This is a genomic window from Bradyrhizobium sp. R2.2-H, from assembly GCF_004346455.1.
GTDB classification, from domain to species: domain Bacteria; phylum Pseudomonadota; class Alphaproteobacteria; order Rhizobiales; family Xanthobacteraceae; genus Bradyrhizobium; species Bradyrhizobium diversitatis.
Genome location: NZ_SMBR01000001.1, coordinates 837,923 through 862,314, shown reverse-complemented (window position 1 = coordinate 862,314; position 24,392 = coordinate 837,923). Strand labels below are relative to the sequence as shown.

18 protein-coding genes are annotated in these 24,392 nt (G+C 63.9%); 9 read left to right on the top strand and 9 right to left on the bottom strand.

Going from position 1 to position 24,392, the window contains the following annotated elements; all coding sequences use genetic code 11:
- Positions 1-99: 99 nt before the first annotated feature.
- The 3 genes from EDE08_RS04050 to EDE08_RS04040 are packed head-to-tail and all read right to left on the bottom strand — an operon-like array spanning position 100 to position 5,949.
- Positions 100-3,672: an error-prone DNA polymerase gene (locus EDE08_RS04050; RefSeq protein ID WP_131867366.1), complete on the bottom strand. Its 3,573-nt coding sequence runs from the start codon at positions 3,670-3,672 to the stop codon at positions 100-102.
- Entirely contained in the window at positions 3,669-5,264 is a 1,596-nt protein-coding gene (locus tag EDE08_RS04045; protein WP_165935663.1) for a Y-family DNA polymerase, read from the bottom strand. The genes EDE08_RS04050 and EDE08_RS04045 overlap by 4 nt, the downstream gene beginning before the upstream one ends.
- Positions 5,161-5,949, bottom strand: a complete 789-nt coding sequence (locus tag EDE08_RS04040) for an ImuA family protein (RefSeq protein WP_131867364.1) — start codon at positions 5,947-5,949, stop codon at positions 5,161-5,163. The genes EDE08_RS04045 and EDE08_RS04040 overlap by 104 nt, the downstream gene beginning before the upstream one ends.
- 162 nt (positions 5,950-6,111) lie before the next feature.
- Here EDE08_RS04040 and EDE08_RS04035 point away from each other — a divergent pair, with 162 nt between their 5' ends.
- Together EDE08_RS04035 and EDE08_RS04030 are read left to right on the top strand one after the other, a co-directional pair.
- On the top strand, positions 6,112-7,347 hold the full coding sequence (locus EDE08_RS04035) for a putative DNA modification/repair radical SAM protein (RefSeq protein WP_131867362.1): 1,236 nt from the start codon (positions 6,112-6,114) through the stop codon (positions 7,345-7,347).
- Positions 7,347-8,786 (top strand): UdgX family uracil-DNA binding protein, encoded by a 1,440-nt coding sequence (locus tag EDE08_RS04030; RefSeq protein ID WP_131867360.1) that lies wholly within the window; start codon positions 7,347-7,349, stop codon positions 8,784-8,786. The genes EDE08_RS04035 and EDE08_RS04030 overlap by 1 nt, the downstream gene beginning before the upstream one ends.
- 75 nt (positions 8,787-8,861) lie before the next feature.
- Here the strand turns inward: EDE08_RS04030 and EDE08_RS04025 are convergent, their stop codons facing one another.
- Complete coding sequence (locus tag EDE08_RS04025) at positions 8,862-10,034, bottom strand: M20 aminoacylase family protein (RefSeq protein ID WP_131867358.1); 1,173 nt, start codon at positions 10,032-10,034, stop codon at positions 8,862-8,864.
- Between the two features lie 174 nt (positions 10,035-10,208).
- On the opposite strand from EDE08_RS04025, the gene EDE08_RS04020 reads away from it, so the two are divergent.
- The 3 genes from EDE08_RS04020 (at position 10,209) to EDE08_RS04010 (ending at position 13,432) form a co-directional block, all read left to right on the top strand.
- Entirely contained in the window at positions 10,209-11,828 is a 1,620-nt protein-coding gene (locus EDE08_RS04020; protein WP_131867356.1) for a GMC family oxidoreductase, read from the top strand.
- A 30-nt stretch (positions 11,829-11,858) separates the two neighbouring features.
- Positions 11,859-12,740: an alpha/beta fold hydrolase gene (locus EDE08_RS04015; protein ID WP_131867354.1), complete on the top strand. Its 882-nt coding sequence runs from the start codon at positions 11,859-11,861 to the stop codon at positions 12,738-12,740.
- Positions 12,741-12,832: 92 nt separating this feature from the next.
- Entirely contained in the window at positions 12,833-13,432 is a 600-nt protein-coding gene (locus tag EDE08_RS04010) for a hypothetical protein (RefSeq protein ID WP_131867352.1), read from the top strand.
- 27 nt (positions 13,433-13,459) lie between these two features.
- On the opposite strand, the gene hpnO is transcribed toward EDE08_RS04010, so the two are convergent.
- Positions 13,460-14,851, bottom strand: coding sequence for an aminobacteriohopanetriol synthase HpnO (gene hpnO / locus EDE08_RS04005; protein ID WP_131867350.1), 1,392 nt, complete (start codon positions 14,849-14,851; stop codon positions 13,460-13,462).
- A gap of 142 nt (positions 14,852-14,993) precedes the next feature.
- Here hpnO and EDE08_RS04000 point away from each other — a divergent pair, with 142 nt between their 5' ends.
- Positions 14,994-15,647: a DUF2147 domain-containing protein gene (locus EDE08_RS04000; RefSeq protein ID WP_165935664.1), complete on the top strand. Its 654-nt coding sequence runs from the start codon at positions 14,994-14,996 to the stop codon at positions 15,645-15,647.
- Here EDE08_RS04000 and hpnN read toward each other — a convergent pair.
- Positions 15,615-18,203 (bottom strand): hopanoid transporter HpnN, encoded by a 2,589-nt coding sequence (gene hpnN, locus EDE08_RS03995; protein ID WP_131867346.1) that lies wholly within the window; start codon positions 18,201-18,203, stop codon positions 15,615-15,617. The two genes, EDE08_RS04000 and hpnN, sit on opposite strands and share 33 nt — an antisense overlap.
- Before the next feature lie 451 nt (positions 18,204-18,654).
- Here hpnN and ispH point away from each other — a divergent pair, with 451 nt between their 5' ends.
- Positions 18,655-19,581: a 4-hydroxy-3-methylbut-2-enyl diphosphate reductase gene (gene ispH / locus EDE08_RS03990; protein ID WP_131867344.1), complete on the top strand. Its 927-nt coding sequence runs from the start codon at positions 18,655-18,657 to the stop codon at positions 19,579-19,581.
- 35 nt (positions 19,582-19,616) lie between these two features.
- Positions 19,617-20,777 carry an adenosyl-hopene transferase HpnH gene (hpnH, locus tag EDE08_RS03985; protein ID WP_131867342.1) on the top strand — a complete coding sequence of 387 codons (1,161 nt, stop codon included), beginning with the start codon at positions 19,617-19,619 and terminating at the stop codon, positions 20,775-20,777.
- Between the two features lie 123 nt (positions 20,778-20,900).
- Here hpnH and EDE08_RS38975 read toward each other — a convergent pair whose 3' ends face one another.
- From EDE08_RS38975 to EDE08_RS03965, 3 genes are all read right to left on the bottom strand, one after another.
- The gene (locus EDE08_RS38975) at positions 20,901-21,482 is read right to left on the bottom strand and encodes a hypothetical protein (protein WP_245524685.1); all 582 of its coding nucleotides are present in this window, start codon (positions 21,480-21,482) and stop codon (positions 20,901-20,903) included.
- Positions 21,483-21,651: 169 nt separating this feature from the next.
- Complete coding sequence (locus EDE08_RS03970) at positions 21,652-22,971, bottom strand: sensor histidine kinase (RefSeq protein ID WP_245524684.1); 1,320 nt, start codon at positions 22,969-22,971, stop codon at positions 21,652-21,654.
- 32 nt (positions 22,972-23,003) lie between these two features.
- Complete coding sequence (locus EDE08_RS03965) at positions 23,004-23,720, bottom strand: response regulator (RefSeq protein WP_131867338.1); 717 nt, start codon at positions 23,718-23,720, stop codon at positions 23,004-23,006.
- A gap of 287 nt (positions 23,721-24,007) precedes the next feature.
- Here EDE08_RS03965 and EDE08_RS03960 point away from each other — a divergent pair, with 287 nt between their 5' ends.
- Complete coding sequence (locus tag EDE08_RS03960) at positions 24,008-24,316, top strand: cysteine rich repeat-containing protein (protein WP_131867336.1); 309 nt, start codon at positions 24,008-24,010, stop codon at positions 24,314-24,316.
- Positions 24,317-24,392 lie beyond the last annotated feature (76 nt).

Sequence of the window (24,392 nt, the reverse complement as noted above, 5' to 3'; positions counted from 1 at the left end):
CACCGCAAAGCCGCCCGCCCGCTACGGCGCTATTTGGGGGCGCGCGTCCGGGCGGCTTTGCTCTACCGAGCTACACCACTCCCGGGGACACGACCTCCCTCAATGAAAGTCCCGCGAGGGCGGCAGGATGCGGACATTGCGGGGGTGGCGGATTTTTTGCGCCGGCATGTCCGTGAGCGCGCGAGGGTCTTCGTTGAGCGGTTCGACCACGGTGGCGCCTGCCGGTACCGGATGCTTGCGGTTCAAGGCATCGTTGGCGAGGCCGATCAGATCGTGCGAGCGGTCGACCATGCGCTGGGCGATGAGATGCGTCACCTTTTCCGGGCTGCTCTGGATATAACCCTCGACCAGGATGAGGCGCGCGCCCATCACCTCCTTGCGGTACTGCTCCATGATCTTGGGCCAGACCACGACATTGGCGATGCCGGTCTCGTCCTCCAGCGTCATGAAAACGACGCCGCTGGCGCTGCCCGGCCGCTGCCGGACCAGGACCACGCCGGCGCAGCGGACGCGGCGTCGCTCGTTCTCGTGACTGATGTCCTTGCAGGCGACGATGCGCTCGCGCGAAAACATCTCGCGCAAGAATTCCATCGGGTGACCCTTCAGCGATAGCCGGATGGTCTGGTAGTCCGCGACCACCTGCTCGGCGCGCGGCATCACCGGCAGCGGCTTGGCGTGCTCGTCCGGCTGCTCGCGCGCGGTCGCCGCCTCGAACAGCGGCAGCGGCACGTCGTCGGGCAACCGCCGCACCTGCCACAGCGCCTCGCGGCGATCCAGCCCGAGCGAGCGGAACGCATCGGCATCCGCCAGCAGGATCAGCGCGCGCTTGGGCAGGCCGGTGTCGCGGGCGAAGTCTTCGAGCGAGGTGAAGGGACGGCGGTTGCGGGCGGCGACGATGCGGTCGGCCCAGTCCTGTTGAGGCGTCGGCGGTGCTACACCTCTCCCATAGGGAGAGGTCGCGCCGAAGGCGCGGGTGAGGGGCCCGGTCTCTGGACGGACCTGAGCCCCCTCACCCGATTTGCACTCGACGATGCTTCGCATCGCGAGGAGCAAATCGACCTCTCCCCGTTGGGGAGAAGTGAACGGAGCCTGCGGCAAGGCCGGCCCAATCCTGGAAAGTTCTTCAGGTAAATCTCGGAATGACAGCTGGGAGCGTTTCAGCCTCTCCTCATCCTCATCGAGCCAGTGAAAGCCGTCGATCTGGCGAAAGCCGAGGCGCACGGCGCAGTATTTGCCACTCCCCTGCTCCAGCGTGTTCTGCGCAAAGCTGTAGGACACGTCGATGTCGCGAACCTCGACGCCGTTCTTGCGGGCATCGCCGACGATCTGCGCCGGCGCATAAAAGCCCATCGGCTGCGAATTCAAGAGGCCGCAGCAGAAAGCGTCGGGATGGTAGTGCTTCAGCCACGACGAAATGTAGACCAGTTGCGCAAAGCTCGCGGCATGGCTCTCAGGAAAACCGTAGGAGCCAAATCCCTTGATCTGGTCAAAGCAGCTTCTGGCGAAATTGGGGTCGTAGCCGCGCGCCACCATATTGCCGATCAGCTTCTCCTCGTATTGGCCGATGGTGCCGACATTGCGGAAGGTCGCCATCGAGCGGCGCAGGCCGTTGGCTTCCTCGGAGGTGAAATGTGCAGCCTCGATCGCAATGCGCATCGCCTGCTCCTGGAACAGCGGGACGCCAAGCGTCTTGTGCAGCACCTTATAGAGCTCGTCCTTGTCGCCATGCTCCGGTGACGGCGAGGGGTAGCTCACCTTCTCGAGCCCGTTCCTTCGCCGCAAATACGGATGCACCATGTCGCCCTGGATCGGCCCCGGCCGCACGATCGCGACTTCGATGACGAGATCGTAGAAGGTCCGTGGCTTCAGGCGCGGCAGCATGTTCATCTGGGCGCGGCTCTCGACCTGGAACACGCCGAGCGACTCCCCGGCGCACAGCATGTCGTAGACCCTGGGATCGTCCTGCGGAACACTCGCCAGCACAAAACGCTCGCCCTTGTGCCGATCGATCAGATCAAAACACTTGCGGATGCAGGTCAGCATGCCGAGCGCCAGAACGTCGACCTTCATCATATGAAGCGCATCGACGTCGTCCTTGTCCCATTCGATGAAGGTGCGGTCGTCCATCGCGGCGTTGCCGATCGGCACATAGGTGTCGAGCCGGTCCTGCGTCAGCACATAGCCGCCGACATGCTGGGAGAGATGGCGCGGGAATTCGATCAGCTCGGTCGCAAGCTCGACCGCGAGGTTGATCATGGGATTGTTCGGATCGAGCCCGGCCTGCCTGACCTGCATGTCGTTGAGGCCCTTGCCCCAGCTGCCCCAAACCGTGTCGGCGAGCGCGGCGGTGACGTCCTCGGTCAGGCCCAGCGCCTTGCCGACGTCGCGAATGGCGCTGCGCGGGCGATAATGGATGACGGTGGCGATGATCGCGGCACGATGGCGGCCGTAGCGGCGGTAGACATATTGCATCACCTCCTCGCGCCGCGAATGCTCGAAATCGACGTCGATGTCGGGCGGCTCCAGTCGCTCCTTGGAGATGAAGCGCTCGAACAACAGGTCGACCTTGGTCGGATCGACCGAGGTGATGCCGAGCACGTAGCAGACGGCCGAATTCGCCGCCGATCCCCGCCCCTGGCACAGGATGTTCTGGCTGCGTGCATAGTGCACGATGTCGTGCACGGTGAGGAAGTAATGCGCGTATTTCAGCTCGGCGATCAGCGCGAGCTCCTTCTTCAGCGTCGCGCGCAGCTTGTCGTCGATCTCGCCGCCGAAATATTTGTCGACGCCGGCCCAGGTCAGATCCTCCAGATGTCCCTGCGCGGTCTTTCCCGGCGGCACCGGCTCGTCGGGATATTGGTATTTGAGCTGGTCGAGCGAAAAGTCGATCTTGTCCGCAAAGCGCATGGTCTCCGCGATCGCGTCGGGGAAATCACGAAACAGCCGCGCCATTTCTCGCGGCGGCTTCAGGAACCGCTCGGCATTGGCCTCCAGCTTCCGTCCGATTGCATCGATCGTGGTCTTTTCCCGGATGCAGGTCAGCACATCCTGGAGGGGACGGCGCGCGGGATGGTGATAGAGCACCTCGTTGGTTGCAAGCAGCGGGACTTGGGCTTTTGCTGCGAGATCATCGAGCCGCGCCAGGCGACGCCTGTCGTCGCCGCGATAGATCAGGCTCGCCGCCAGCCACACGCCCTCGGCGCGGCTGGCTTTGAGCTTTGCGAGGACATCCAACGCCCGCGCCGGCTCGAAACGATGCGGCAGCGTCAGAACCAGGAGCTGGCCTTCCGAAAACTCCAGGAGATCAGCGAAGGCGAGATGGCATTCGCCCTTCTCGATCCGCGTGATGTCGTCGCCGCGCTTGCCCCGGGTGAGAAGCTGGCACAGACGGCCATAGGCGGCACGGTCGCGCGGATAGACCAGGATGTCGGGCGTGCCGTCGACGAAGACGATGCGCGCGCCGATCAGCAGCTTCGGCTTGTGCAGCACTTCGGCATTATCGAGTTCCTTGTAGGCCCGCACCACGCCGGCGAGCGTGTTGTGATCGGCAATGCCGATCGCGGGGATGCCGAGGATGCTGGCCTGATGCACATAGGCGCGCGGATCCGAGCCGCCGCGCAGGAAGGAGAAGTTTGTGGTGATGCCGATCTCGGCATAGCTAAGCGTGGTCATGCGAAGAGACCGTGCACATACCAGTTGGGGGAAACGGGCTTGCCTTCGCCGTCGAACGTCTCTCCCTCGTAGAGACCGTCGCGAAAGATCCAGAAGCGCAGACCCTCGGCATCCTCGATGCGGAAATAGTCCCGCGTCAGCTGCTTGCCGTCCTGCTGCCACCATTCCATCGCAATGCGCTCGGGCCCCTCCACCCGCACCACCGCATGCAGCGCGCGGCGCCAGGTGAATTGATGCGGCGGACCATCCGGCACGGTCGCGAACGGCACCTTGATCGGCTCCGGCTTGTCGAACAGCCGCAAGGGACGCAGCGGCGGCTCGCCCTCGGTGCGAACAGGCCATTCGGCCTGCATGGCAGCGGCGAGATGATGCTGGGCGGGGGCGGACCAAACCGCGCGTTCGGGGATATGGGTGTCCTGCGGCAGATGCACGACGACGCGCTTGCCCCCGATGCGCGCGGCGATGCGGTCGATCAGCGCAGCAATCTCGTCATTGTCGTGGACATGCGCATCGAGATCGCGCTGCTCCTGCACCACGATCTCGGTGCGGCTCGCCGACAGCCGCACCATGTCGAAGCCGAAGCCGGGATCGAGGGGATCGGCGAGCGCATCGAGGCGTTCGCGGAACAGCCGGTCGATCACGGCGCTTCGCGTCACCGGACGTCCGGTCTCGACCGTGATCGCGCGCACCACGCCGTCGGTGCGGAAGAAGGCAGCCTCCAGCCGTCGCGCGCCTTTGCCCTGCTTCTCCATGGACGCGATCAACGTGTCCGCCAGCCGCGACAACGTCATCGCGATCATGGTGTCGGTCGCGATCGGCTCGGCGAAACGCTTCTCGACGATGTAGTCGGGCAGCGGTTTGCGCGGATTGATCGGCGCATCGCCCTGTCCCAGCGCATGCGCGAGCAGCGTGGAGAACCGCGCGCCAAACCGCGCCGTGATCTCGTGGGAGCTGCGCGAGGCGACATCGCCGATGGTCTTCAGGCCGGCGCGGCGCAAGCCGGTCGTGATCGCCTCGCCCGCCCCGAGTGCGGACACCGGAAACTGGTCGATCGCAGCCGCCTCCCCGCCATCTGCAACGATGGTTCCCGTGGCCTGCCGCGTCAGCGTGCGCGCGCAGACCGAGGTCCCGGCAATCGCGGCGCTGACGGCAAAGCCCTGCCGGTCGAGCGCCCGGACCAGCGTCCGCAACAGCGCGGCTTCGCCGCCGAACAGATGCGCGCAGCCGGTGATGTCGAGGAACAGCCCGTGCGGCGCGTCGAGCGCCACCAACGGCGTGAAGCGGTCGCACCAGTCGGCGATATCGCTGAGCGTCTTCGCATCGGCCGCGACATCGGCATCGAACACTTTCAAGTCCGGGCACATCGCCCGCGCATTGGCCAGGGGTTGGCCGATATACAGGCCGAGGCGCTCGGCGGCCTCGTCCAGCGCATAGATCACCAGCGCATTGTTGTCCTTGATGACGACGATATCAGGCCCATGATTGGCTTTACCCAGCCCGGCGCTGCCGAAAAACCGCTGGATCCGGTCGATGGGCAGGCGCGGCAGCCACAGGCTGAGGATACGTCGACGGTTCACTGAACTGGCACTCATCACAATTCCATTCCATGATCCACCGGCCACAGGGGCCATGACGATTGCGCAAGAGTTCGGCATCGAAGCGCGGCGCGCCCCAGGCGCTCCATGCTGAGCCCGGCGGCGAATGCGCCGCGCGCAGCATCCATCGCGTTTCGGCAGTTGAAGGCAGTGGCTGCGCGGCCATGCGCAGCATCAGACCGGTGACGCCTGACGATTGCGCGGCGAGCGTCAGCTTGCGGCTTGCCACAAGATCGAACTGTCTGATTTCGCCCCATAGCTCGAGCACGACGGCGCCCAGCGCATCGCAGGCGAGCGCATCGGCCGAGGTGCGCAACGCGCTCTCGACATCGGCGGCGCGCACCATCACCACGCGGCGCGGATCGAGGCCGAGTTCGGCGAGCCCGCTCATCGACAGCGCACCGGTTTCGAGCTCCGAAAAATCCTGCCGCACCCACAGCAGCGGCCGCTGCGCGCTCACACGCCCCGCAAGACCCATGACGAAGCCGGTCGCGGCAGCGCCCTGACGCCCTTCGCAAAACACCTCGTGGATCGCCGCACGCGCGAGCCCGCCCTTCAGCGCGCTGTCGGCCGCGTTGTGGCCAAGCGCGACGCGATCGCGCTGATGCACGACCTCCGCGGTCTCGATGCGCTCGATCTGGCCGCGCAAGATCGCAAGCGCGCTTCCACGTGCGCCGCTCATGCTCGCCGCTCCTTCAGAGATTGATGCCGTGGTCCTCAAAAGAAGAACCAACGGCTGGCTCATTTGTTCATGATATGTTCTAATATAAAGCTAACGGGACCAGAAGAGTCAATCGAATTGGCGCTCGATCGGATTCGTGAGCTGAATCAAAGGGATTCAAGGATGGACGTACAACGCAAGCTGGAGATTCTGGCGGACGCCGCCAAATACGACGCGTCCTGCGCCTCCAGCGGCACCGAGAAGCGGGATTCCAGCGACGGCAAAGGGATGGGCTCGACCGCGCCCGGCATGGGGATCTGCCATTCCTACGCGCCGGACGGGCGCTGCATCTCGCTGCTCAAGGTGCTGCTGACCAACGCCTGCAATTACGATTGCCTCTATTGCGTCAACCGCGCGTCCTCGAACGTGCCACGCGCCCGCTTCACCGTCGACGAGGTGGTCAAGCTGACGCTCGACTTCTACCGGCGCAATTACATCGAGGGCCTGTTTCTCTCCTCCGGCATCATCCGCAGCCCCGACTATACGATGGAGCAAGTGGTGAACGTCGCGCGAAAACTGCGCGAGGAGCATCACTTCCGCGGCTACATTCACCTGAAGACCATTCCCGAAGCCGACGACGCGCTGATCGCGGAAGCCGGCAAATATGCCGACCGCCTCTCCATCAACATCGAGATGCCTGAGGAGACCAGCCTGCAGCAATTCGCGCCGGAGAAGGACGTGCGCGCGATCCGCCGCACCATGGGCCGGCTGCGGCTGAAGCTGGACGAGGCCGAGGAGAACCGCACAACGAAAACAAAGGCCAAGCCGCAGCGCTTCGCGCCAGCTGGTCAAAGCACGCAGATGATCGTCGGCGCCGACGCGGCCTCCGATCACACCATTCTCCACACCAGCGCCAATCTCTACGGCGCCTACCGGCTGCGGCGCGTCTACTATTCCGCCTTCAGCCCGATTCCCGACGCCAGCCGTGCCTTGCCCCTGCGGGCGCCCCCCTTGCTGCGCGAGCACCGGCTCTACCAGGCCGACTGGCTGATGCGGTTCTACGGCTTCGATGTCGGCGAGATCGTCGACGACAGCGCGATGCTGCCGCTCGACATCGATCCAAAGCTGGCCTGGGCGCTCCGCCATCGCGACCGCTTCCCGCTCGACGTCAACCACGCCAGCCGCGAGGAATTGCTGCGCGTGCCGGGCTTCGGCACCAAGGCGGTCGAACGCATCATCGCGACGCGGCGCACCACCACGATCCGTCTTGCCGATCTCGCGCGGCTGCACGTGCCCCGGCACAAGGCGCTGCCGTTCATCGTCCTCAGCGATCACCGCCCCTCGCTCCATCGGCTCGACGCTGCCGGGCTGATCGAACGGTTCAAGCCGAAGGCAATGCAACTCGGATTTGGCTTCTGATGCAGTACATCATGCTCGATCGCGAAACCGATTTCGACGGCTGGCGCAAATCCGCACGCAGCCTCGTGCTTCACCACGTGCCGCCCAGCGATGTGACCTGGACCGTGCAAGGCGGCGAAGCCGATTTGTTCGCGCCGCCCTCGCCGTCTCCGATCCTCGAGGTGAACGACGGCACCTTCAACGTATCAGCAAAATTCGTCGAGCTGGCCAAGGCCGCCATCCTGCACCGCGATGTCGAGCGCTTTGCGATCCTCTATCGCCTGCTCTGGCGATTGAGGGACAATCACGACCTCATCGAGGTTGCGACCGATCCTGACGTCGCGCAGGTCACGGCCATGGCAAAAGCGGTCTATCGCGACGAGCACAAGATGCATGCCTTCGTCCGCTTCCGCGAGATCGGCCGGGAACGCGAGGCGCATTACGTCGCCTGGTTCGAGCCGGAGCATCACATCGTCGAGCTCGCTGCGTCGTTCTTCGCCAAGCGATTTGCCGACATGCCCTGGTCGATCCTGACACCGGACCTCTGCGCGCATTGGGATAGCCACGCACTGTCGTTCACATCCGGCGTCAGCAGGAGCGAAGCGCCGAGCGAAGACCGGCTGGATGAAACCTGGCGGCGCTACTATGCCAGCATCTTCAATCCGGCACGGCTCAAGGTGAAGGCGATGCAGGCCGAAATGCCGAAGAAATATTGGAGGAACCTGCCCGAGGCTTCGATCATTAAGCCTCTGATCGAAGACGCCGAGCGCATGACCGGTGCCATGATCGCCAATGCCGCAACCGATCCGCACAAGCCTCAGAAGCGGCCGGAGGCCCCGATGAAACGCAAGCTTGCTGCCGACGATCTCGAAGCGCTCCGCGAAGAGGCCGCGCATTGCCGCGCCTGCCATCTCTACAAGGACGCGACCCAGACCGTGTTCGGCGAAGGCCCGAAGTCCGCCAACATCATGCTGGTCGGCGAACAGCCCGGCGACAAGGAAGACCTCGCCGGCCATCCCTTCGTCGGTCCGGCCGGTCAGATGCTCGACCGCGCGCTGGAGGAAGCCGGCGTCGACCGCAGGAAGGTCTATGTCACCAACGCGGTCAAGCACTTCAAATTCGTGCCGCGCGGAAAAATCCGCCTGCACCAGAAGCCGAACACACCTGAGATCCGAGCCTGCCGGCAATGGTACGAGCGGGAAGTTGCGGCAATCCAGCCCGATCTCATCGTGGCGATGGGCGCAACCGCCGCGCAAAGCGTGCTCGGCAAGATCACCCCGATCGGCAAGAACCGCGGCCGGCTCATGGACCTTCCCGACGGACGCAAAGCACTCGTGACGGTGCATCCGTCCTATCTGCTGCGGCTGCCAGATCCGGAAGCCAAGGTGCTGGAGTATCGGCGCTTTGTCGAGGATTTGAAGATCGCCGCTGCCTTGCAGAAGGCCGCCCAGGCTGCCTGATGTCCCGGCCCTTCGCATTCCAGGCTGTCATTCCGGGGCGGTCCGCAGGACCGAACCCGGAATGACGACGGAGCGTTACGACGCCGCCAGCGATTCCTCGATCAGCTTGACCCAGTAGGACGTGCCGTAAACGATCGCCTCGTCGTTGAAATTGTAGGCGGGGTGATGCAAGCCGGCGCTGTCACCGTTGCCGCAGAAGATGAAGGCGCCGGGCCGCGCTTCCAGCATGTAGGCGAAATCCTCGCCGCCCATCAGCGGCGCCATGTCGTGCACGTTGGCCTCGCCCGCGACCTGCGTGGCAATGCGCCGCGCGACCTCGGTCTCCGCCGCATGGTTGTTCACGACGGGATAATTTCGCTTGTAGCGCAGGTCGATCTTGGCGCCGGTGATCTGCGCCACGCCCGCCACGACTTCACGCACGCGCTTCTCGACCAGCTTGCGCACTTCCGGCGACAGCGTGCGGATGGTGCCTCGGAGCGTCGCGGTCTGCGGAATGACGTTGCGGGCGTTGCCGGCGTGGAATTCGCAGATCGAGATCACCGCCGATTCGAGGGGATCGACGCTGCGCGCCACGATCGACTGCAGCGCCGTGATCACCTGCGCGCCGACCAGAACGGAATCGACGCATTTGTGCGGACGCGCGGCGTGGCCGCCGACACCCTCGATCATGATATCGACCTCGTCCGTCGCCGCCATGATCGGACCCGGCCGGATCGCGAACGAGCCGATCGGGATGCCCGGCCCGTTGTGCATGCCGTAGACCTGGTCGATGCCGAAGCGTTCCATCAGGCCGTCCTTGACCATGGCCGCGCCGCCGGCACCGCCCTCCTCGGCCGGCTGGAAGATCACCACGGCATCGCCGGCAAAATTGCGGGTCTCGGCGAGATAGCGGGCGGCCCCCAGCAGCATCGCAGTATGGCCGTCATGGCCGCAGGCGTGCATCTTGCCGGGAATCTTGGAGGCGTAGGGCAGATTGGTCTGCTCCTCGACCGGCAGCGCGTCCATGTCGGCACGCATGCCGATCACCTTGGGCCCCTCGCCGACCGGCTTGTTGCCCTTGATCACTCCGACCACGCCGGTCTGGCCGAGACCGGTCACGACCTCATCGCACCCGAACTCCCGCAGCCGATCCGCGACGAATGCTGCGGTGCGGTGAACGTCGTACAGCAGCTCGGGGTGCTCATGGATGTCCCGCCGCCAGGCCTGGATGTCGGGCTGAAGGTCGGCGACGCGGTTCACGATGGGCATGGAAGGTCTCGAGCTTTGTTGGCAATACAGGACTCTCTACCATGCAAGCGCCGGTCCACCCAACCGGCGGAGGGTCCAGGGTAGCTCTGTTCTCTCGTCATGGCCGGGCTTGTCCCGATCCGCTGCGTCTGCCTATTAGACGAAACGCAAAGTGACCATCCGGGTGGAAACAGAATGCCAAGGCGGCTCGAAGGTGAGTTTGACTACATTGTCGTCGGAGCCGGTACGGCCGGCTGCATCGTCGCCAACCGGCTCTCGGCCGATCCGAACAACCGAGTCCTCATTCTCGAAGCCGGCGGCGACGACAATTGGATCTGGTTCCACATCCCGGTCGGCTATCTCTTCGCGATCGGCAATCCCCGCTCGGACTGGATGTTCAAGACCGAGGCGGAGCCCGGCCTGAACGGACGTTCGCTCGCCTATCCCCGCGGCAAGGTGATCGGCGGTTGCTCGGCGATCAACGCCATGATCTCGATGCGCGGACAGGCCGCCGATTACGATCATTGGCGCCAGCTTGGGTTGACCGGCTGGGGCTATGACGACGTGCTGCCGCTGTTCAAGCGGCTCGAGGACCACTTCCTCGGCGCCAGCGAGCATCACGGCGCCGGCGGCGGCTGGCGCATCGAGGCCCCGCGGCTGTCATGGGCCATTCTCGACGCCGTCGGCGATGCCGCCGAGGAGATGGGCATCAGGCGCATTCCGGACTTCAACACCGGCGACAACGAAGGCACGAGCTATTTCCACGTCAACCAGAAGCGCGGCCGGCGCTGGTCGTCGGCGCGCGGTTTCCTCAAGCCCGCACTGAACCGCCCCAATCTGCGGCTCGAGAAGCATGTGCTGGTCGACCGCCTCATCATCGAGCAAGGCCGCGCCGTCGGCGTCCGCTTCATCCAGAACGGCGAGATCGTCGAGGCGCGTGCGAAACGCGAGGTCATCCTCTCGGCAGGCTCGATCGGCTCGGTGCAGGTGCTGCATCGCTCCGGCATCGGACCCGCCGACTGGCTGTCCCCGCTCGGCATCGACATCGTGATGGAGAAGCCGGGTGTGGGGCGCAATCTCCAGGACCACCTCCAGCAGCGCGCGATCTACCGGGTCGAGGGCGTCCGCACCCTGAACGAGACCTATTACAACCTCTTCCGCCGCGGCCTGATGGGTCTCGACTACGCCTTCCGCCGCCGCGGGCCGCTGACCATGGCGCCGTCGCAGCTCGGCATCTTCACGCGCTCGGACGCGACGCGCGCCCGCGCCAACATCCAGTTTCACGTGCAGCCGCTGTCGCTCGACAAGTTCGGCGATCCCCTGCACCGCTTTCCCGCCATCACCGTCAGCGCCTGCAATCTGCAGCCGACCTCTCGCGGCACCGTTCGCTTGCGCGCGGCGACACTTGATGAGAAGCCGATCATCGCGCCGAACTACCTGTCGACGGACGACGACCGCCAGGTCGCCGCAGACGCCATCCGCACCACGCGCCGCCTGATGCAGCAGAAGGCGCTGGCAAAATACCGGCCAAGCGAATATCTGCCTGGCCCCACGGTCGGCGATGACGACGCCTCGCTGGCAAAGGCCGCCGGCGACATCGGCACCACCATTTTCCATCCCGTCGGCACGGCGAAGATGGGGACGGCAAACGACCCGATGGCGGTGGTGGACGAGCGGTTGCGCTTCTACGGCCTCACGGGCTTGCGCATCGTCGATGCCTCGATCATGCCGACGATCACGTCGGGAAACACCAACACACCGACGGCGATGATTGCGGAGAAAGGCGCGACGATGATCCTGGAAGACGCGAAGTAAACCAACCCTCAGCGCATCACTGCTTCACCCATGATCAATCCGCACCGTTTTTCCATCGGCCCGGCCGACGCGCAGATCGCCATGTTGCAATGGGGCGAGAGCGTCAGGCCGCCCGCGCTGCTTCTGCATGGCACCGGCTTCGTCGCCGATGTCTGGGATGAGGTCGCGCGCGAGCTTGCATCGACCTACACCGTCTACGCACTCGACCGTCGCGGCCACGGTGCGAGCCATAAGCCCGGTGCCTATCATTTCCTGGATTACGCCGACGATGTCTGCCGGGTGATCGATGCGCTCGATCTCCGAGACGTCTACGGCATTGGCCACAGCGCGGGCGCGACCGACCTGCTGCTGACAGCAAAAATGCGGCCGGGATGCTTCACACGCCTGTTCGTGATGGAGCCGACGGTCATGGATCCGCGCACGGCGCGCTCCGCGGATTTGAGCGAAGAATCCCTCGCCCGCGTGCAGGGCACGCTGCGCCGGCGGGCTGAATTCGACAGCGCCGACGCCGTGTTCGCGCGCTACAGCGAAGCGCCAGCGTTCGCGGATTGGACCGAGACGTCGCTCTGGGCCTATGTACGCCACGGTTTCAAGCGGCTCGACGACGGCCGCGTTCGGCTCTGCTGCACCCCCGAGATTGAGTCCGCGATCCTGCGTCCGATCTATGAGGCGATGGAGCAGGTGTACGTTGGCGACGCCCGCGGCAATCCGTTTGCCTGGCTGACCGAGATCGACTGCCCGGTGCGCGTCACGACCGCCGCGAATTCGGGGTCGATCTACAAGGAGATGGCGCGACGCGCCGTGTCGCTGATTCCAATCGTCAGCACGCTGGCTTTCGAGGACGCCGGTCATTGCGTGGCGCAGGAATTGCCGAGTGCCGTCGTGCGGGCTGTGCGGGAATTCGCGAAATAGGCCCCTCGACGCACTGCGGCGTGCAAGGCGGCCATCCGGCAGCGCCACAGCTCCCGGTTGCATCAGCCGACACAGGTTGCTAATGCAATGTCATGAAACGAATTCTGGTTGTTACTGTAGCTCTTGCCTGGGCTACTACGGCGCTGGCGCAAGTCGCGACTCAGGACGTCGCACGGCAAGCTGTTCTCTACGAAGAAGGCGCAGGACAGGGCGATAAGGCTGAAGGCCAGGTGACTTGGCGGACAGAGCGGACGGCCGATCCTTCGGCGCCGCCCGACGACATCACGATACGGGGCGACATCGTGATCCCTTCCCGAGGCGCGCGGATGGTGGTCTCTTTTCGTCGGAACTTCGATTCGTCACTCTCCGCCAGCCACACAGTCCAGGTCGATTTCAAACCGCCTCTCGGCTTCGCGGGCGGCAGCATTGAGCAGGTGATGGGCCTAATGTTGAAAACAAGTGAGCAGGCCAAAGGCGTTCCGATCGACGCGCTGTCCGTAAAAATCGACGACACGCACTTTCTGATTGGCATGTCCGGCGTCGCGCAGAACGCATCGGCGAACCGGCGCCTGATCAGGAGCAGGGACTGGATCGACATTCCGCTCTTCTACGGCACGCAACGCCGCGCAATCCTCGCCATCGCAAAGGACGGCGATGCCGCAGCGATGTTCAATACGGTGTTTGCTGACTGACGCGCATATTCACAGGCGCGTACTGCGCTAAGCCGACCGTCGCACCGCGTTGTCCACCAGCGTCTTGCCGAGCGACCAGATCGCGCCAGGGACCTTGTGGCTGCCGGCGATGACGTCGTCGAAGGCGCGCTCGATCCAGCTGCAGTCTTCCTCGGTGATGGTGAGCGGCGGCAGCAGCTTGATTGTGTGGCTGCCGTGGCCGGCGACCTGAGTAAGGATCTTGTGATCCTTGAACAGCGGCACGGTGATGAGCTGGCAAAACAGGCCCTTGTTGGCGGCTTCCAGCACGTTCCAGGAGGCGCGCAGACGCAGCGACTTCGGCGGGCCGAACTCGACGCCGATCATCAGGCCCTTGCCGCGCACTTCCTTCATCAGCTCGTAACCGGGCACCATGCGCGTCAATGCGAGGCGCAGCTCGGCACCGCGCTTGGCGGCGGACTCGATCAGCTTCTCGGACTCCATGACGTCGAGCGTGGCGATGCCCGCAGCCATGGCGAGGTCGTTCTTGGAGAAGGTGGAGCCGTGCACCACCGCACGGTCCATCTGGTTGAAGATCTTGTCGAAGATGGCCTTGCGCGTCAGCACGGCGCCGACCGGCACGTGGCCGCCCGACAGCGACTTCGATAGCAGCACCATGTCGGGCTCGACGTTCCAGTGCTCGACCGCGAGGAAGCGGCCAGTGCGGCCCATGCCGGTCTGGATCTCGTCGGCGACGAACAGCGTGCCGTATTTCTTGCAGAGCGCGGCCGCGCCGGGCAGGAACTCGTCGGTGGGCATGTTGACGCCCTTGCCCTGGATCGGCTCGACGACGAAGGCCGCAACCTCGCGCGAGGCCAGGGCCTTTTCCAGCGCAGCCAGATCGTTGAACGGGACCGGGGTGCAGCCCGGCAGCAGCGGCTCGAATCCGGTACGGAAGTTCGAATCGCCCGTCAGCGACAGCGCGCCATAGGTCAGGCCGTGGTAGCCGTGGGCGCAATAGACGATGCCGGGGCGGCCGGTCGCGCCACGCGCAAATTTGATCGCGGCTTCGACGCATTCCGCGCCGGAATTGGCGAAGAACGCCTTGTCGAGATAAGGGACGTATTTCAGCAGCCGCTCGGCCAGCACGCCGGCGAGCGTCGAGACGTCGAACTGGACGAGGTTGGGCAGGTCGGCATCGAGCACGCTCTTGAGCGCATCGCGCATGACAGGATGATTGCGCCCGATCGCGAACACGCCAAAGCCGGACAACAGGTCAAGGTAGCGAGCGCCCTCGCGATCGTAAAGGTACTGCCCTTGCCCCTTCTGGAAGCCGACATCGTAGCCGATGGTCTTGAGAACCCGGACGAACTGCTCGTTCAGATACCGGTTATGCAGGGTGCTGCGCTGGGCCTGACGGTCCGCGAATAGCTGAGACATGTCTGGATTTGGGCTGTGCATCCGCTACATACTTCGATTGGAGGCCGTCTCGTCAACTGAAAACGGACCGCTGCTGAAAACGGTCTGTGTGGCCTTTTGCCCTTTTTCGGACCATCTTCGCAAGCACAGCTTTTAGATCATGTTGCACTGCCAAGGAACCATCATGCGTTTAGCCCTTTACACCGGACTAATACTGGCTGGCGGTTACACCTGCCTGACACCCGCGCTCGCTGCAGACCCGACCGGCGACTGGCGGGTGGCCGACAGCGTTGCCAACATTCGTGTCGCCCAATGTTATGGCAGCATGTGGGGCGCGGTCTCCTGGGAAAAGCAACCCGGCGGGCGCGACGAGAACAATCCGGATGTCTCGAAAAAGAACAGGCCGACGCTGGGTATGGCAACCCTGATCGACATGAAGAAGAAGCCCGGTATCGATCAGTGGGAAGGACAGGTCTACAACGCCAAGGATGGACAGCTCTACAGCGCGACCATCACGCCGGCTGGTCCTGACCAACTCGAAATCAAGGGCTGCGTGATGGGCTTCCTCTGCGGCGGCGAGACCTGGACCCGGGTCGGCCCGCCAATCCCCTCGAGTCCCGTCAACGCCATGGCCAAGGGCGCACCGAAATCCGGCGGCGCCACGCCGCCGAAGGCTCAAGGTGCGCAGGCAGCTCAAGCCACGACAGGCGCCACGGCACCTGCGCCTGCGCCTGCAGCTCCGAAGGCCGCCGGCGCCGCCAAGCCCGGTCAGAAGGGCGCCGCCGACCCCGTCGGCGACATCTGCCTACTCCCTGAGATTGCGGGGTTTGCCCATTAGGGCCGGCTGAAACAGCAGCACGGCGGCAAGCGTCGTCACCAGCGAGAGTGCCAGCAGCTTGCCCATGCTGGACGTGCCGGGATGGCTCGAGAGCCAAAGGCTGCCGAACGCTGTTGCCGTCGTCAGCGCGCTGAAAAAGATCGCGCGCGTGAGGCTGGTCTGGAGCAGGTTTGTTCTGCCAGAGCGCCACGCGACGACATAATAGATCTTGAAGGCGACACCGACGCCGAGCAGCAGCGGAAATGCAACGATATTGGCGAAGTTCAGCGGCAGGCCGATCAACACGCAGATTTCGAGCGTCACTGCGCCGGCAACCAGAAGCGGCACCAGCGTCATCAGCACGTCGACGAACCGGCGCAGTGTGATCCACAGCAAGAGCCCGATCACGACCAGCGCGTAGATGCCGGCGTGGATGAACGCCTTCACCACGGTGTCGCCGGATTTCAGGATCGAGACCGGTCCGCCGATCGCGGTCGGCTCGGCCGCGAGCACCGCCGCCGCGAATTTGCGCAGCGTGTCGTTGTCGTTGGGATCGCCCTTGGGCAGCGCCTCGACGCGGATGATGCCGTCCTTGCTCTTCCAGGCGTTGACGAGCTCGGGCGGCAGTGACTTCAGGGTGACCGGCTCGGCCTGCATGGCGTTCCTGAGCTGGTCGAACACGATCTTCATCGGCGTGACGAACACGTCCTGCGCCTTGTTGCGCGTGGCCTCGTCGCTATCGGCGAGCTTTTCGAGCGCGTCTGCAAGACGGCGCGAGGCGACCGCACCCGGCCCCTTTGCGTCACCCGCGGTCCGGCGCAGATTGTCGACCGAGGATTTCAGCGACTCGACATTTTCCTGATCCGACGGCGCCGCATCGATCTGATCGGGGTTCAGCGCGGGGTTCAGCACCTTGGCCGCCTGCGCAAGCAGCTTCAGCTTCGGCGGCTGGTCCTGCGGCACAAAGCTGGCGAGAGACATCACCCTGAGCACCTCGGGCACTTTCTCGAGCCTCGCCTCGACCTGCCTCGCCTGCTCTTCCGACGTCGTCATCACGTTGATGGCATTGGCGCCGGTGTTGGGATCCTTGCGCAAATCGAGGAAGGTGGCGATCGATTCGGCCTTCGGATTGCGCAGGTTCATCGGGTTGAAGTCGAACTTCATGAAGTAGAGCAGCGGCAGGCCGCCGAGCGCCAGCAGCAGCGTCCCGCCGACGATCAGCACGCGGTGCTTTTCGAGGAAGTGATCGAGCGGCGCCAGGAAGGCGTAACCGACGGGCTCCGGCTCGCCGGGCGGGTTCAGAAGCTTCAGCATGGCCGGCAGAACGGTGATCGACGAGATGAACGCCACCAGCATGCCGACACCGGCGATCTGGCCGAGTTCGGCGATGCCCTGGTAGTCGGTCGGCATGAAGCAGAGGAAGCCTGCGGCCGTGGCCATCGCCGCCAGCGACAGCGGAACTGCCGAGCGCTTCGCGGCCAGCACCAGCGCGCCCGCAAGATCGTTGTGCTTGTAGCGCTCCGAGCGATAGCGGACGCTGTACTGGATGCCGAAATCGACGCCGAGGCCGACGAACAACACCGCGAACGCGATCGACAGCAGGTTGAACGATCCGACCATCATCAGGCCGGCCGCTGTCGTGATGGCAAGACCGACGAAGAGATTGACGAACACCGCCAAGATGATCTTCGACGAATGCAGCGCGAGCCACAGGATGACCAGCACGACGAGAATCGTGCCGACGCCGTTGACGACGGCTCCCTCCTGGACGGTCGCGTATTCCTCGTTGGCGATCGGGACCGGGCCGGTCAGCCGCACCCGCGCCTGGTATTTGTTGGGGAAGTCCAGATCAGCCGCCGCTTTCCGGATCGCGTTGGTCGCGTCCTTGCCAGGCTCCAGCGCGTTGTAATCGAGGATGGGCTTGAACTCGATGAAGGCGCGCTTGTCCGAATCCTTCAACGGCTCGTCGCTGACGAGCTCGCGCCAGGAGAAGCTGGCATTGCCCTTGTTGAGCACGGTCTCGACGGTCTGCGCGATCAGGTTGAAGGGCCGTTCGGTGTTGTCGAGCTTGACCTGGCCTCGCTTGATGCCGGCAAGGCCGGTTTCCAGCGCACCGGTCAGGCCGCGGATCGAGGGATCGCCGGCCATGATCTCGATAAGGGGCGCGGCGGATTCGAGCTGGCCGGTCGTCTTGGCGACTTCCTCCGTCGGCAGGAACAACAGTCCATTCTTCTCGAAGAACTCGCCGCCACCGAGTTGCTGCATCGACTGGAAGTTGGTCTTGTCGTCCTTCAGCCTTGCATAGAGCGCGTCTGCTGCGGCGCTCGCCATCTCTGGCGTCCGGGCCTCGATCACGGCGAGAATCGTCTCGTTCTGATCGAACGCCTTGTCGAATTGCTGGTCACGCTTCCGCCAGTCGAGATTCTGGGAAATCAGCGAGTTGATGTCGGTGTTGATGGCGAAGTGCCGGGACGCGTAATAGCCCGCACCCACCGCCAGCAGGAGCCCGAGAACGACGACGAGGGGGGCAAACCGGGTGCAGGCCCTGACGATGGCAACGACGACGCTTTGCAGCACTTCTTTTCTTTCTGCGGTTACAGCTTGCCGGAAACGCCCGCTGTTTATCGGAGTTCCCAGGCGAAACCTATTGCTGTTTTGGGTGGTTCTCGCCGCGAGAAGGTTCGAGGTAAACGGCGGGAGACCGGGGCAAAATCATGCGGGCGGCCGGTATAGCCGGGGAGTTGAGGCGGGAAAGTGACGAAGGACGATGCACGAATGTCGCGCATTTGTACCCATCGCATATCCTACTATGATACCTCAACATTGGACCCGTAGCGGTCCGACCTTTCCTTAATGCCGATTTTTTGACACAAAGTATTGCGCCTCCATGCGCGGAGCCCCCTCCGGGGGTGGGCAGCTACCGCGTACGCGAACCAATGGTGCGGATATTGCAGCTCATTGGTCAGTATCGGGATGCCGTCGGGGACTTACAAAAGCGGATTGGTGCAACTTGCGTAATGGGCGTCCAATGGAAGTGTATCTGGCGCAACCGCGCGGCTTCTGCGCAGGCGTGGTGCGCGCGATCGAGATCGTGGAACGGGCGCTGGAGAAATACGGCCCCCCGGTCTACGTGCGCCATGAGATCGTGCATAACAAATACGTCGTCGAGAGCCTGAAGAGCAAAGGCGCGATCTTCGTCGAGGAACTCTCCGAGGTTCCGCCGAAGGCGGTGACGGTTTTCAGCGCCCATGGTGTCGCCCGCAGCGTCGAGGAAGAGGCCGCCGCGCGCGATCTTCCGGTGCTCAATGCCACCTGCCCCCTGGTCACGAAGGTTCACAATCAGGGGAAGCGCTACATCGGCAAGGGCCGCACGCTGATCCTGATCGGCCATGCCGGTCACCCCGAGGTCGAGGGCACGATGGGCCAGGTCCCCGGGCCCGTGCAGCTTGTCCAGAGCGTTGAAGAGGTTAAGGCGCTCACGCTGGCGGCGGATACGCCGGTGGCCTACATCACCCAGACCACCCTGTCGGTCGACGACACCAAGGACATCATCGCCGCCCTGCAGGCCCGCTTTACAGACATTCAAGGTCCGGATATCCGGGATATCTGCTATGCGACACAGAACCGCCAATCTGCGGTAAGGGACTTGAGCAAACTGGTCGACGTGATCCTGGTGGTGGGCGCTGCCAACAGCTCGAACTCGAACCGGCTTCGCGAAATCGGCACCGAGGCCGGCGTCGCGAGTTATTTGATTGCCGACGGCAGCGAGCTCAATCCGGAGTGGCTGAAAAATGCCAGGACCGTCGGCATCACGGCCGGCGCCTCGGCGCCCGAGGTACTCGTGGATGACGTGATCGAAGCGATGCGGCGGCTCGGACCGGTCAAGGTCTCGGTGCTGCCGGGCCGCGAGGAGAACATCGAATTTCGGCTTCCGGCCCAATTGGCTGCGAGCTGACCCACCCGAATTTCAAGCCCAGAAAGAAACGTGTAATGGCTATCCCCTTCTTCAAGGAAATGCGTATCGGCGGCTATTTGCTCAAGCAGAAACTGCTTGGCCGCAAGCGCTATCCGCTCGTGCTGATGCTGGAGCCGCTGTTTCGCTGCAACCTCGCCTGCGTCGGCTGCGGCAAGATCGACTATCCCGACGCGATCCTCAACCGCCGCATGACGGCGCAGGAGTGCTGGGACGCGGCCGACGAGTGCGGCGCGCCGATGGTCGCCATTCCCGGCGGCGAACCGCTGATCCACAAGGAGATCGGCGAGATCGTGCGCGGCCTCGTCGCGCGCAAGAAGTTCGTCTCGCTCTGCACCAACGCACTGCTGCTCGAGAAGAAGCTCGATCTGTTCGAGCCTTCGCCGTACTTGTTCTTCTCCGTGCATCTCGACGGCCTGCGCGACCACCACGACAAGGCGGTGTCGCAGAAGGGCGTGTTCGACCGCGCCGTCTCCGCGATCAAGGCGGCCAAGGCGCGCGGCTTCACCGTCAACGTCAACGCCACTATCTTCGACGGCCATCCGGCCGAGGAGATCGCGAAATTCCTCGACCTCACCGTCGAACTCGGCGTCGGTGTCTCGATGTCGCCGGGCTACGCCTATGAGCGCGCCCCGGACCAGGAGCACTTCCTCAACCGCACCAAGACCAAGAAGCTGTTCCGCGACGTTTTTGCCATGGGCAAGGGCAAGAAGTGGAATTTCATGCATTCCGGCCTGTTCCTGGATTTCCTCGCCGGCAACCAGGAATACGAGTGCACACCCTGGGGCATGCCCGCGCGCAACATCTTCGGCTGGCAGAAGCCTTGCTATCTGCTGGGTGAAGGCTACGCGAAAACCTTCAAGGAGCTGATGGAGACCACCGACTGGGATTCCTACGGCACCGGACGTTACGAGAAGTGCGCCGACTGCATGGCCCATTGCGGCTACGAGCCGACGGCGGCGACCGCAGCGCTCAACAACCCGCTGAAGGCGATGTGGGTGTCGCTGCGCGGCATCAGGACCACGGGTCCGATGGCGCCGGAGATCGACATGAGCAAGCAGCGCCCGGCACAGTACATCTTCTCGGAGCAGGTCCAGAAGAAGCTCTCCGAGATCCGCAAGGACGAGGCGGCAGCGGCGCAGGCGAAGGCCGCGCAGAAGGCTTCGACCGCGGCGTAAGCGCGGACCACCAATATCGAAACACAAAAGGCCCGGTCGCCATCGCGACCGGGCCTTTTCGTTGGCTAAGTGCAAGTCAGCGCCTTCGGGACGATTGCGGCGTCACTTTTCGAGGCCCTGGGGTTAGCGCCAATAGTAGGCTCGCGGGGCATGGTAGTAGGCCCAGCGTGCATGGTACCAAGGCACGTAGTAATAGGGGCGCGGGCCATAGACAACCGGGCGGGCCGCATAAACGACCGGCGCGGGCGGATATACAACGGCCGGCGCAGCGTATGCCGGGGCGACCGCAGCCGCGCCGACGGCACTCCCCACCGCGAAGCCGGCTGCGGCAACACCCGGACCATAGTAGCGCGGAGCGCCGGCCGATCCCCAGCGGGCCGCCGTTACCTCACGGGTGACGGAATTGCCATTCGGCCCGGTCGTGGTGCGGCTGCCGGTGCAGACCCCGCCGCTGCAGGTGACCGTCCCTTGGCGGCTTACGCTGTTGCCGTGCGGACCGGTGCGCGTGATCTGCCGTGAGCAGGTTCCGTTGGCGCAGCTGCCCGAGGCGTTGACGGACGCCGTACCGCGCCAGCCGGACACCGAGCGGCTGCGCGTCCAAGCATTGGCGTCGGCGACGACGGCCACCGACAGCACTCCTGCAAGCGCGGACATGGTCAGGAGCTTCTTCATCATGGCATTCTCCGTGAACGAGTTGACGGCCATGCGCTGCGGCAGGTCCGTGTCACGGAGAATGCAGGGACAATGTCAGCGCCTTTTGATCCTGATTCATCGTTGCTTGGAGTTTGGTCAACGGCACGTAACGTTCTGTAAGAATCCGGCCCGATGAATCCGCTTGTCCCAGGTCCGGCAATCGCCCTCGGCGATGCAATCCTCAGCCTGCGGCAAACACCGGCAGCCGGACGGAGAAGCGCGCCCCGCCAGAGGGCGCATCGCCAATCGCAATCGTCCCGCCGCAGACCTCGACCAGACTGCGAACAACGGCGAGGCCGAGACCCGCCCCGCCCGTGCACCGATTGCGAGACTGCTCCAGGCGCACGAAGGGTTCGAGCAAGATATCGCGTTGACTGAGCGGAACGCCGGGGCCTTCGTCGTCAACCATCAAGAGAACGAAATGCGCCTCTCTTTCCATAGCGAGATGCGCAACGTAACCGTACTTGAGTGCATTGTCAGCAAGGTTGGCGACGATCCGCCGGCACGCGAGGCGATCACCAAGGATATTGGAACCCTCCACGCCCGGACCGACGCGCAGGTCGATTGCGGCTCCCGCCGCCCGCCTGTCCAGAACTTCGGAGCGAACAATTTCGTCGAACTCCAACAGCTCCTCTTCGAGTTCGCCGGCTCCCGCGCGACTGGCAAGGAGCGAGTCGTCCAGCAGACGGATCATGTCCGCGATTCCGTTGACTGCCCGGTCGCGCTCCGTCGCTTCCGGAATGCAATCGACGCTCAGACGTAATCGCGTCGCGAAGGATCGAACGTCGTGCGAGATGCCTCCGAGCAACGCCATCCGGGCACGCAGGAGCAGAGCGAGACGTGTCTGCAGCCGGTTGAAGGCCGCGATGACGGCCTGTATTTCGGGCGCGCTGGCCCGTGGCTGTGGCAAGTATACTGGCGCGCCTGTGAGGTCCATTCTGTCGACGGCCGCGGCAAGCTTCGACAAAGGCCGCGTCTCTCGAAGAGTGACGACGAGCGCGACCAGAGCAATCAAGGTCCCAAGCAAGCCGGCGCCGAACCCAATCGGGAGGCCGATCCGGTTGACGGCCAACGGGCTCGTCGAATCGACGATGAGCGTGTCCCCCGCATTCAGCCCTATACGGATTTCGAGTGCCTTCCTGGCTCCTGGAGGCAACCAGTAATAGCGACCGTTCTCGGCAACGTTTGGGCTCAACCTGATCGCAAATGGTCGGCTGCCGATTGCGTCGGCGTATGTTTGGCGCAAGTTCGCGTCAACGTCGAGGGCCTCGTCGGATTTTCCAACTGCCTGACCGGCTTCCAACCGGGCGGTCAGAGTGCTCGACGTGGCTACGTCGAGTATATCAGGTACTTGCTCGCGCGGCGCCCGTTCGAGGAGATCCACCAGTGCAGAGATCTGTCGTGCCGCCGGACGGACATTCAGCGCGCCCCAGTCCCCCGAGCGGTAGAACGTCGCTATCGCGACGAGCCAGACGGCCATCAGGGCGGTGACGACGATCATCGTGACGCGGGCCGTGAGACTCACACGAAGCATCACATCACCGCCTTCACCTGAGCGGTGAAGAGATAACCGCCGTTACGGACCGTGCTGATAAGGCTTGAACCGGGGCTTTTCGCCTGGAATTTTTTGCGAACGCGCGAGACCAGCATGTCGATGGTACGATCGAACGGGTCAGCCGCGCGTCCGCGAGTCCAATCGAGAATCTGGTCGCGCGTCAACACCCGACGCGGCCTCTGCACGAAACAGGCGAGAAGATCGAACTCCGCGGTGGTCAGCACCACTTCGCCCCCCCCGTCGTCGACGAGCTGCCGCGCGTCCAGATCGATGATGAATCGGTCGAAGGCAAAACGCCTCGCCGTCGAAGCGACGGGCTTTATGTTCGCGCGCCGCAGCAATGCCCGCACACGAGCGAGCAACTCGCGTGGCGCAAACGGCTTTACGAGATAGTCGTCGGCGCCCATTTCGAGCCCGATGACCTTGTCGATCTCGTCGCTCTTGGCAGTCAGCATCATGATCGGCGTGACGTCCTTCGTTCGTATCCTGCGGCAGATCGACAACCCGTCTTCGCCAGGAAGCATCAGGTCGAGGATGATGAGATCCGGCTGCGCGCGAGCAAGTACTGCGCCGGTTGCAGCGGCATCCTCCGCTTCCTCGACGCAAAATCCCTCGTTGCGCAGCAGCTTACTGACCTGCCTTCGGATCTCCGGATCGTCCTCGACAATCAGGATCGTGGTGTCAATCGCGCCCATCCGGAACTTTATGAACATCTGACAAGGAGAAACAAGGGCACAGGCCGGATTTTACAAACCGTTACAACCACTGACCAAACTCCAAGAAACTAGGCGTCCGGATCAAACGGCGCTGACATTGCTCCAGCATTTTCCTCACGACGGCTCGCCGTCTTTGGAGGCCGACGCGATTTCGGCGATAGCGCGATGGGAAAGCTCTGACCATGTACGCACTCGTGATCGCGAGAGCAAAAGGCCGACAGCCGGCCGAACGACGTCCCTGCACCGATCATCGGAGAATGAAGACCATGGCTACAAGTGCATATCGCTATCGCATCGCTGCCTTCTCGCTGGTCGCGGCTGCCGCAACGGCCGCTTGCTCGACGACGGCTCGGGCCCAAGCCTCATCTCAGATGCAGGCCCAGGTCATGGCCATGGCTCAGGCCTGTCGCGTCGACATCGGTCAGCACTGCGCAAACGTACAACGCGGCGGCGGCCGCATTCTGGCCTGCCTGCAAGGCCATTCCGGTGAACTGACGCCGTCATGCCGCGACGCCATGCCGAAGGCCGAGTTGCTCAGATCGCAGGCTGCCGGGGCCGGCACATTGCCGAAGTGAGCGCTGGCGGGACATGTCAATGTCGGTGAAGACCACGCGCAAGAGGCCGGCAAAGACGGTTACCACCGGACCCGCC

Bases quoted from the DNA above. Each gene is read 5' to 3' on its own strand.
- EDE08_RS04050 (WP_131867366.1), bottom strand. From the start codon at position 3,672: ATGACCACGCTTAGCTATGCCGAGATCGGCATCACCACAAACTTCTCC.
- EDE08_RS04045 (WP_165935663.1), bottom strand. From the start codon at position 5,264: ATGAGTGCCAGTTCAGTGAACCGTCGACGTATCCTCAGCCTGTGGCTG.
- EDE08_RS04040 (WP_131867364.1), bottom strand. From the start codon at position 5,949: ATGAGCGGCGCACGTGGAAGCGCGCTTGCGATCTTGCGCGGCCAGATC.
- EDE08_RS04035 (WP_131867362.1), top strand. From the start codon at position 6,112: ATGGACGTACAACGCAAGCTGGAGATTCTGGCGGACGCCGCCAAATAC.
- EDE08_RS04030 (WP_131867360.1), top strand. From the start codon at position 7,347: ATGCAGTACATCATGCTCGATCGCGAAACCGATTTCGACGGCTGGCGC.
- EDE08_RS04025 (WP_131867358.1), bottom strand. From the start codon at position 10,034: ATGCCCATCGTGAACCGCGTCGCCGACCTTCAGCCCGACATCCAGGCC.
- EDE08_RS04020 (WP_131867356.1), top strand. From the start codon at position 10,209: ATGCCAAGGCGGCTCGAAGGTGAGTTTGACTACATTGTCGTCGGAGCC.
- EDE08_RS04015 (WP_131867354.1), top strand. From the start codon at position 11,859: ATGATCAATCCGCACCGTTTTTCCATCGGCCCGGCCGACGCGCAGATC.
- EDE08_RS04010 (WP_131867352.1), top strand. From the start codon at position 12,833: ATGAAACGAATTCTGGTTGTTACTGTAGCTCTTGCCTGGGCTACTACG.
- hpnO (WP_131867350.1), bottom strand. From the start codon at position 14,851: ATGCACAGCCCAAATCCAGACATGTCTCAGCTATTCGCGGACCGTCAG.
- EDE08_RS04000 (WP_165935664.1), top strand. From the start codon at position 14,994: ATGCGTTTAGCCCTTTACACCGGACTAATACTGGCTGGCGGTTACACC.
- ispH (WP_131867344.1), top strand. From the start codon at position 18,655: ATGGAAGTGTATCTGGCGCAACCGCGCGGCTTCTGCGCAGGCGTGGTG.
- hpnH (WP_131867342.1), top strand. From the start codon at position 19,617: ATGGCTATCCCCTTCTTCAAGGAAATGCGTATCGGCGGCTATTTGCTC.
- EDE08_RS38975 (WP_245524685.1), bottom strand. From the start codon at position 21,482: ATGGCCGTCAACTCGTTCACGGAGAATGCCATGATGAAGAAGCTCCTG.
- EDE08_RS03970 (WP_245524684.1), bottom strand. From the start codon at position 22,971: ATGATCGTCGTCACCGCCCTGATGGCCGTCTGGCTCGTCGCGATAGCG.
- EDE08_RS03965 (WP_131867338.1), bottom strand. From the start codon at position 23,720: ATGGGCGCGATTGACACCACGATCCTGATTGTCGAGGACGATCCGGAG.
- EDE08_RS03960 (WP_131867336.1), top strand. From the start codon at position 24,008: ATGGCTACAAGTGCATATCGCTATCGCATCGCTGCCTTCTCGCTGGTC.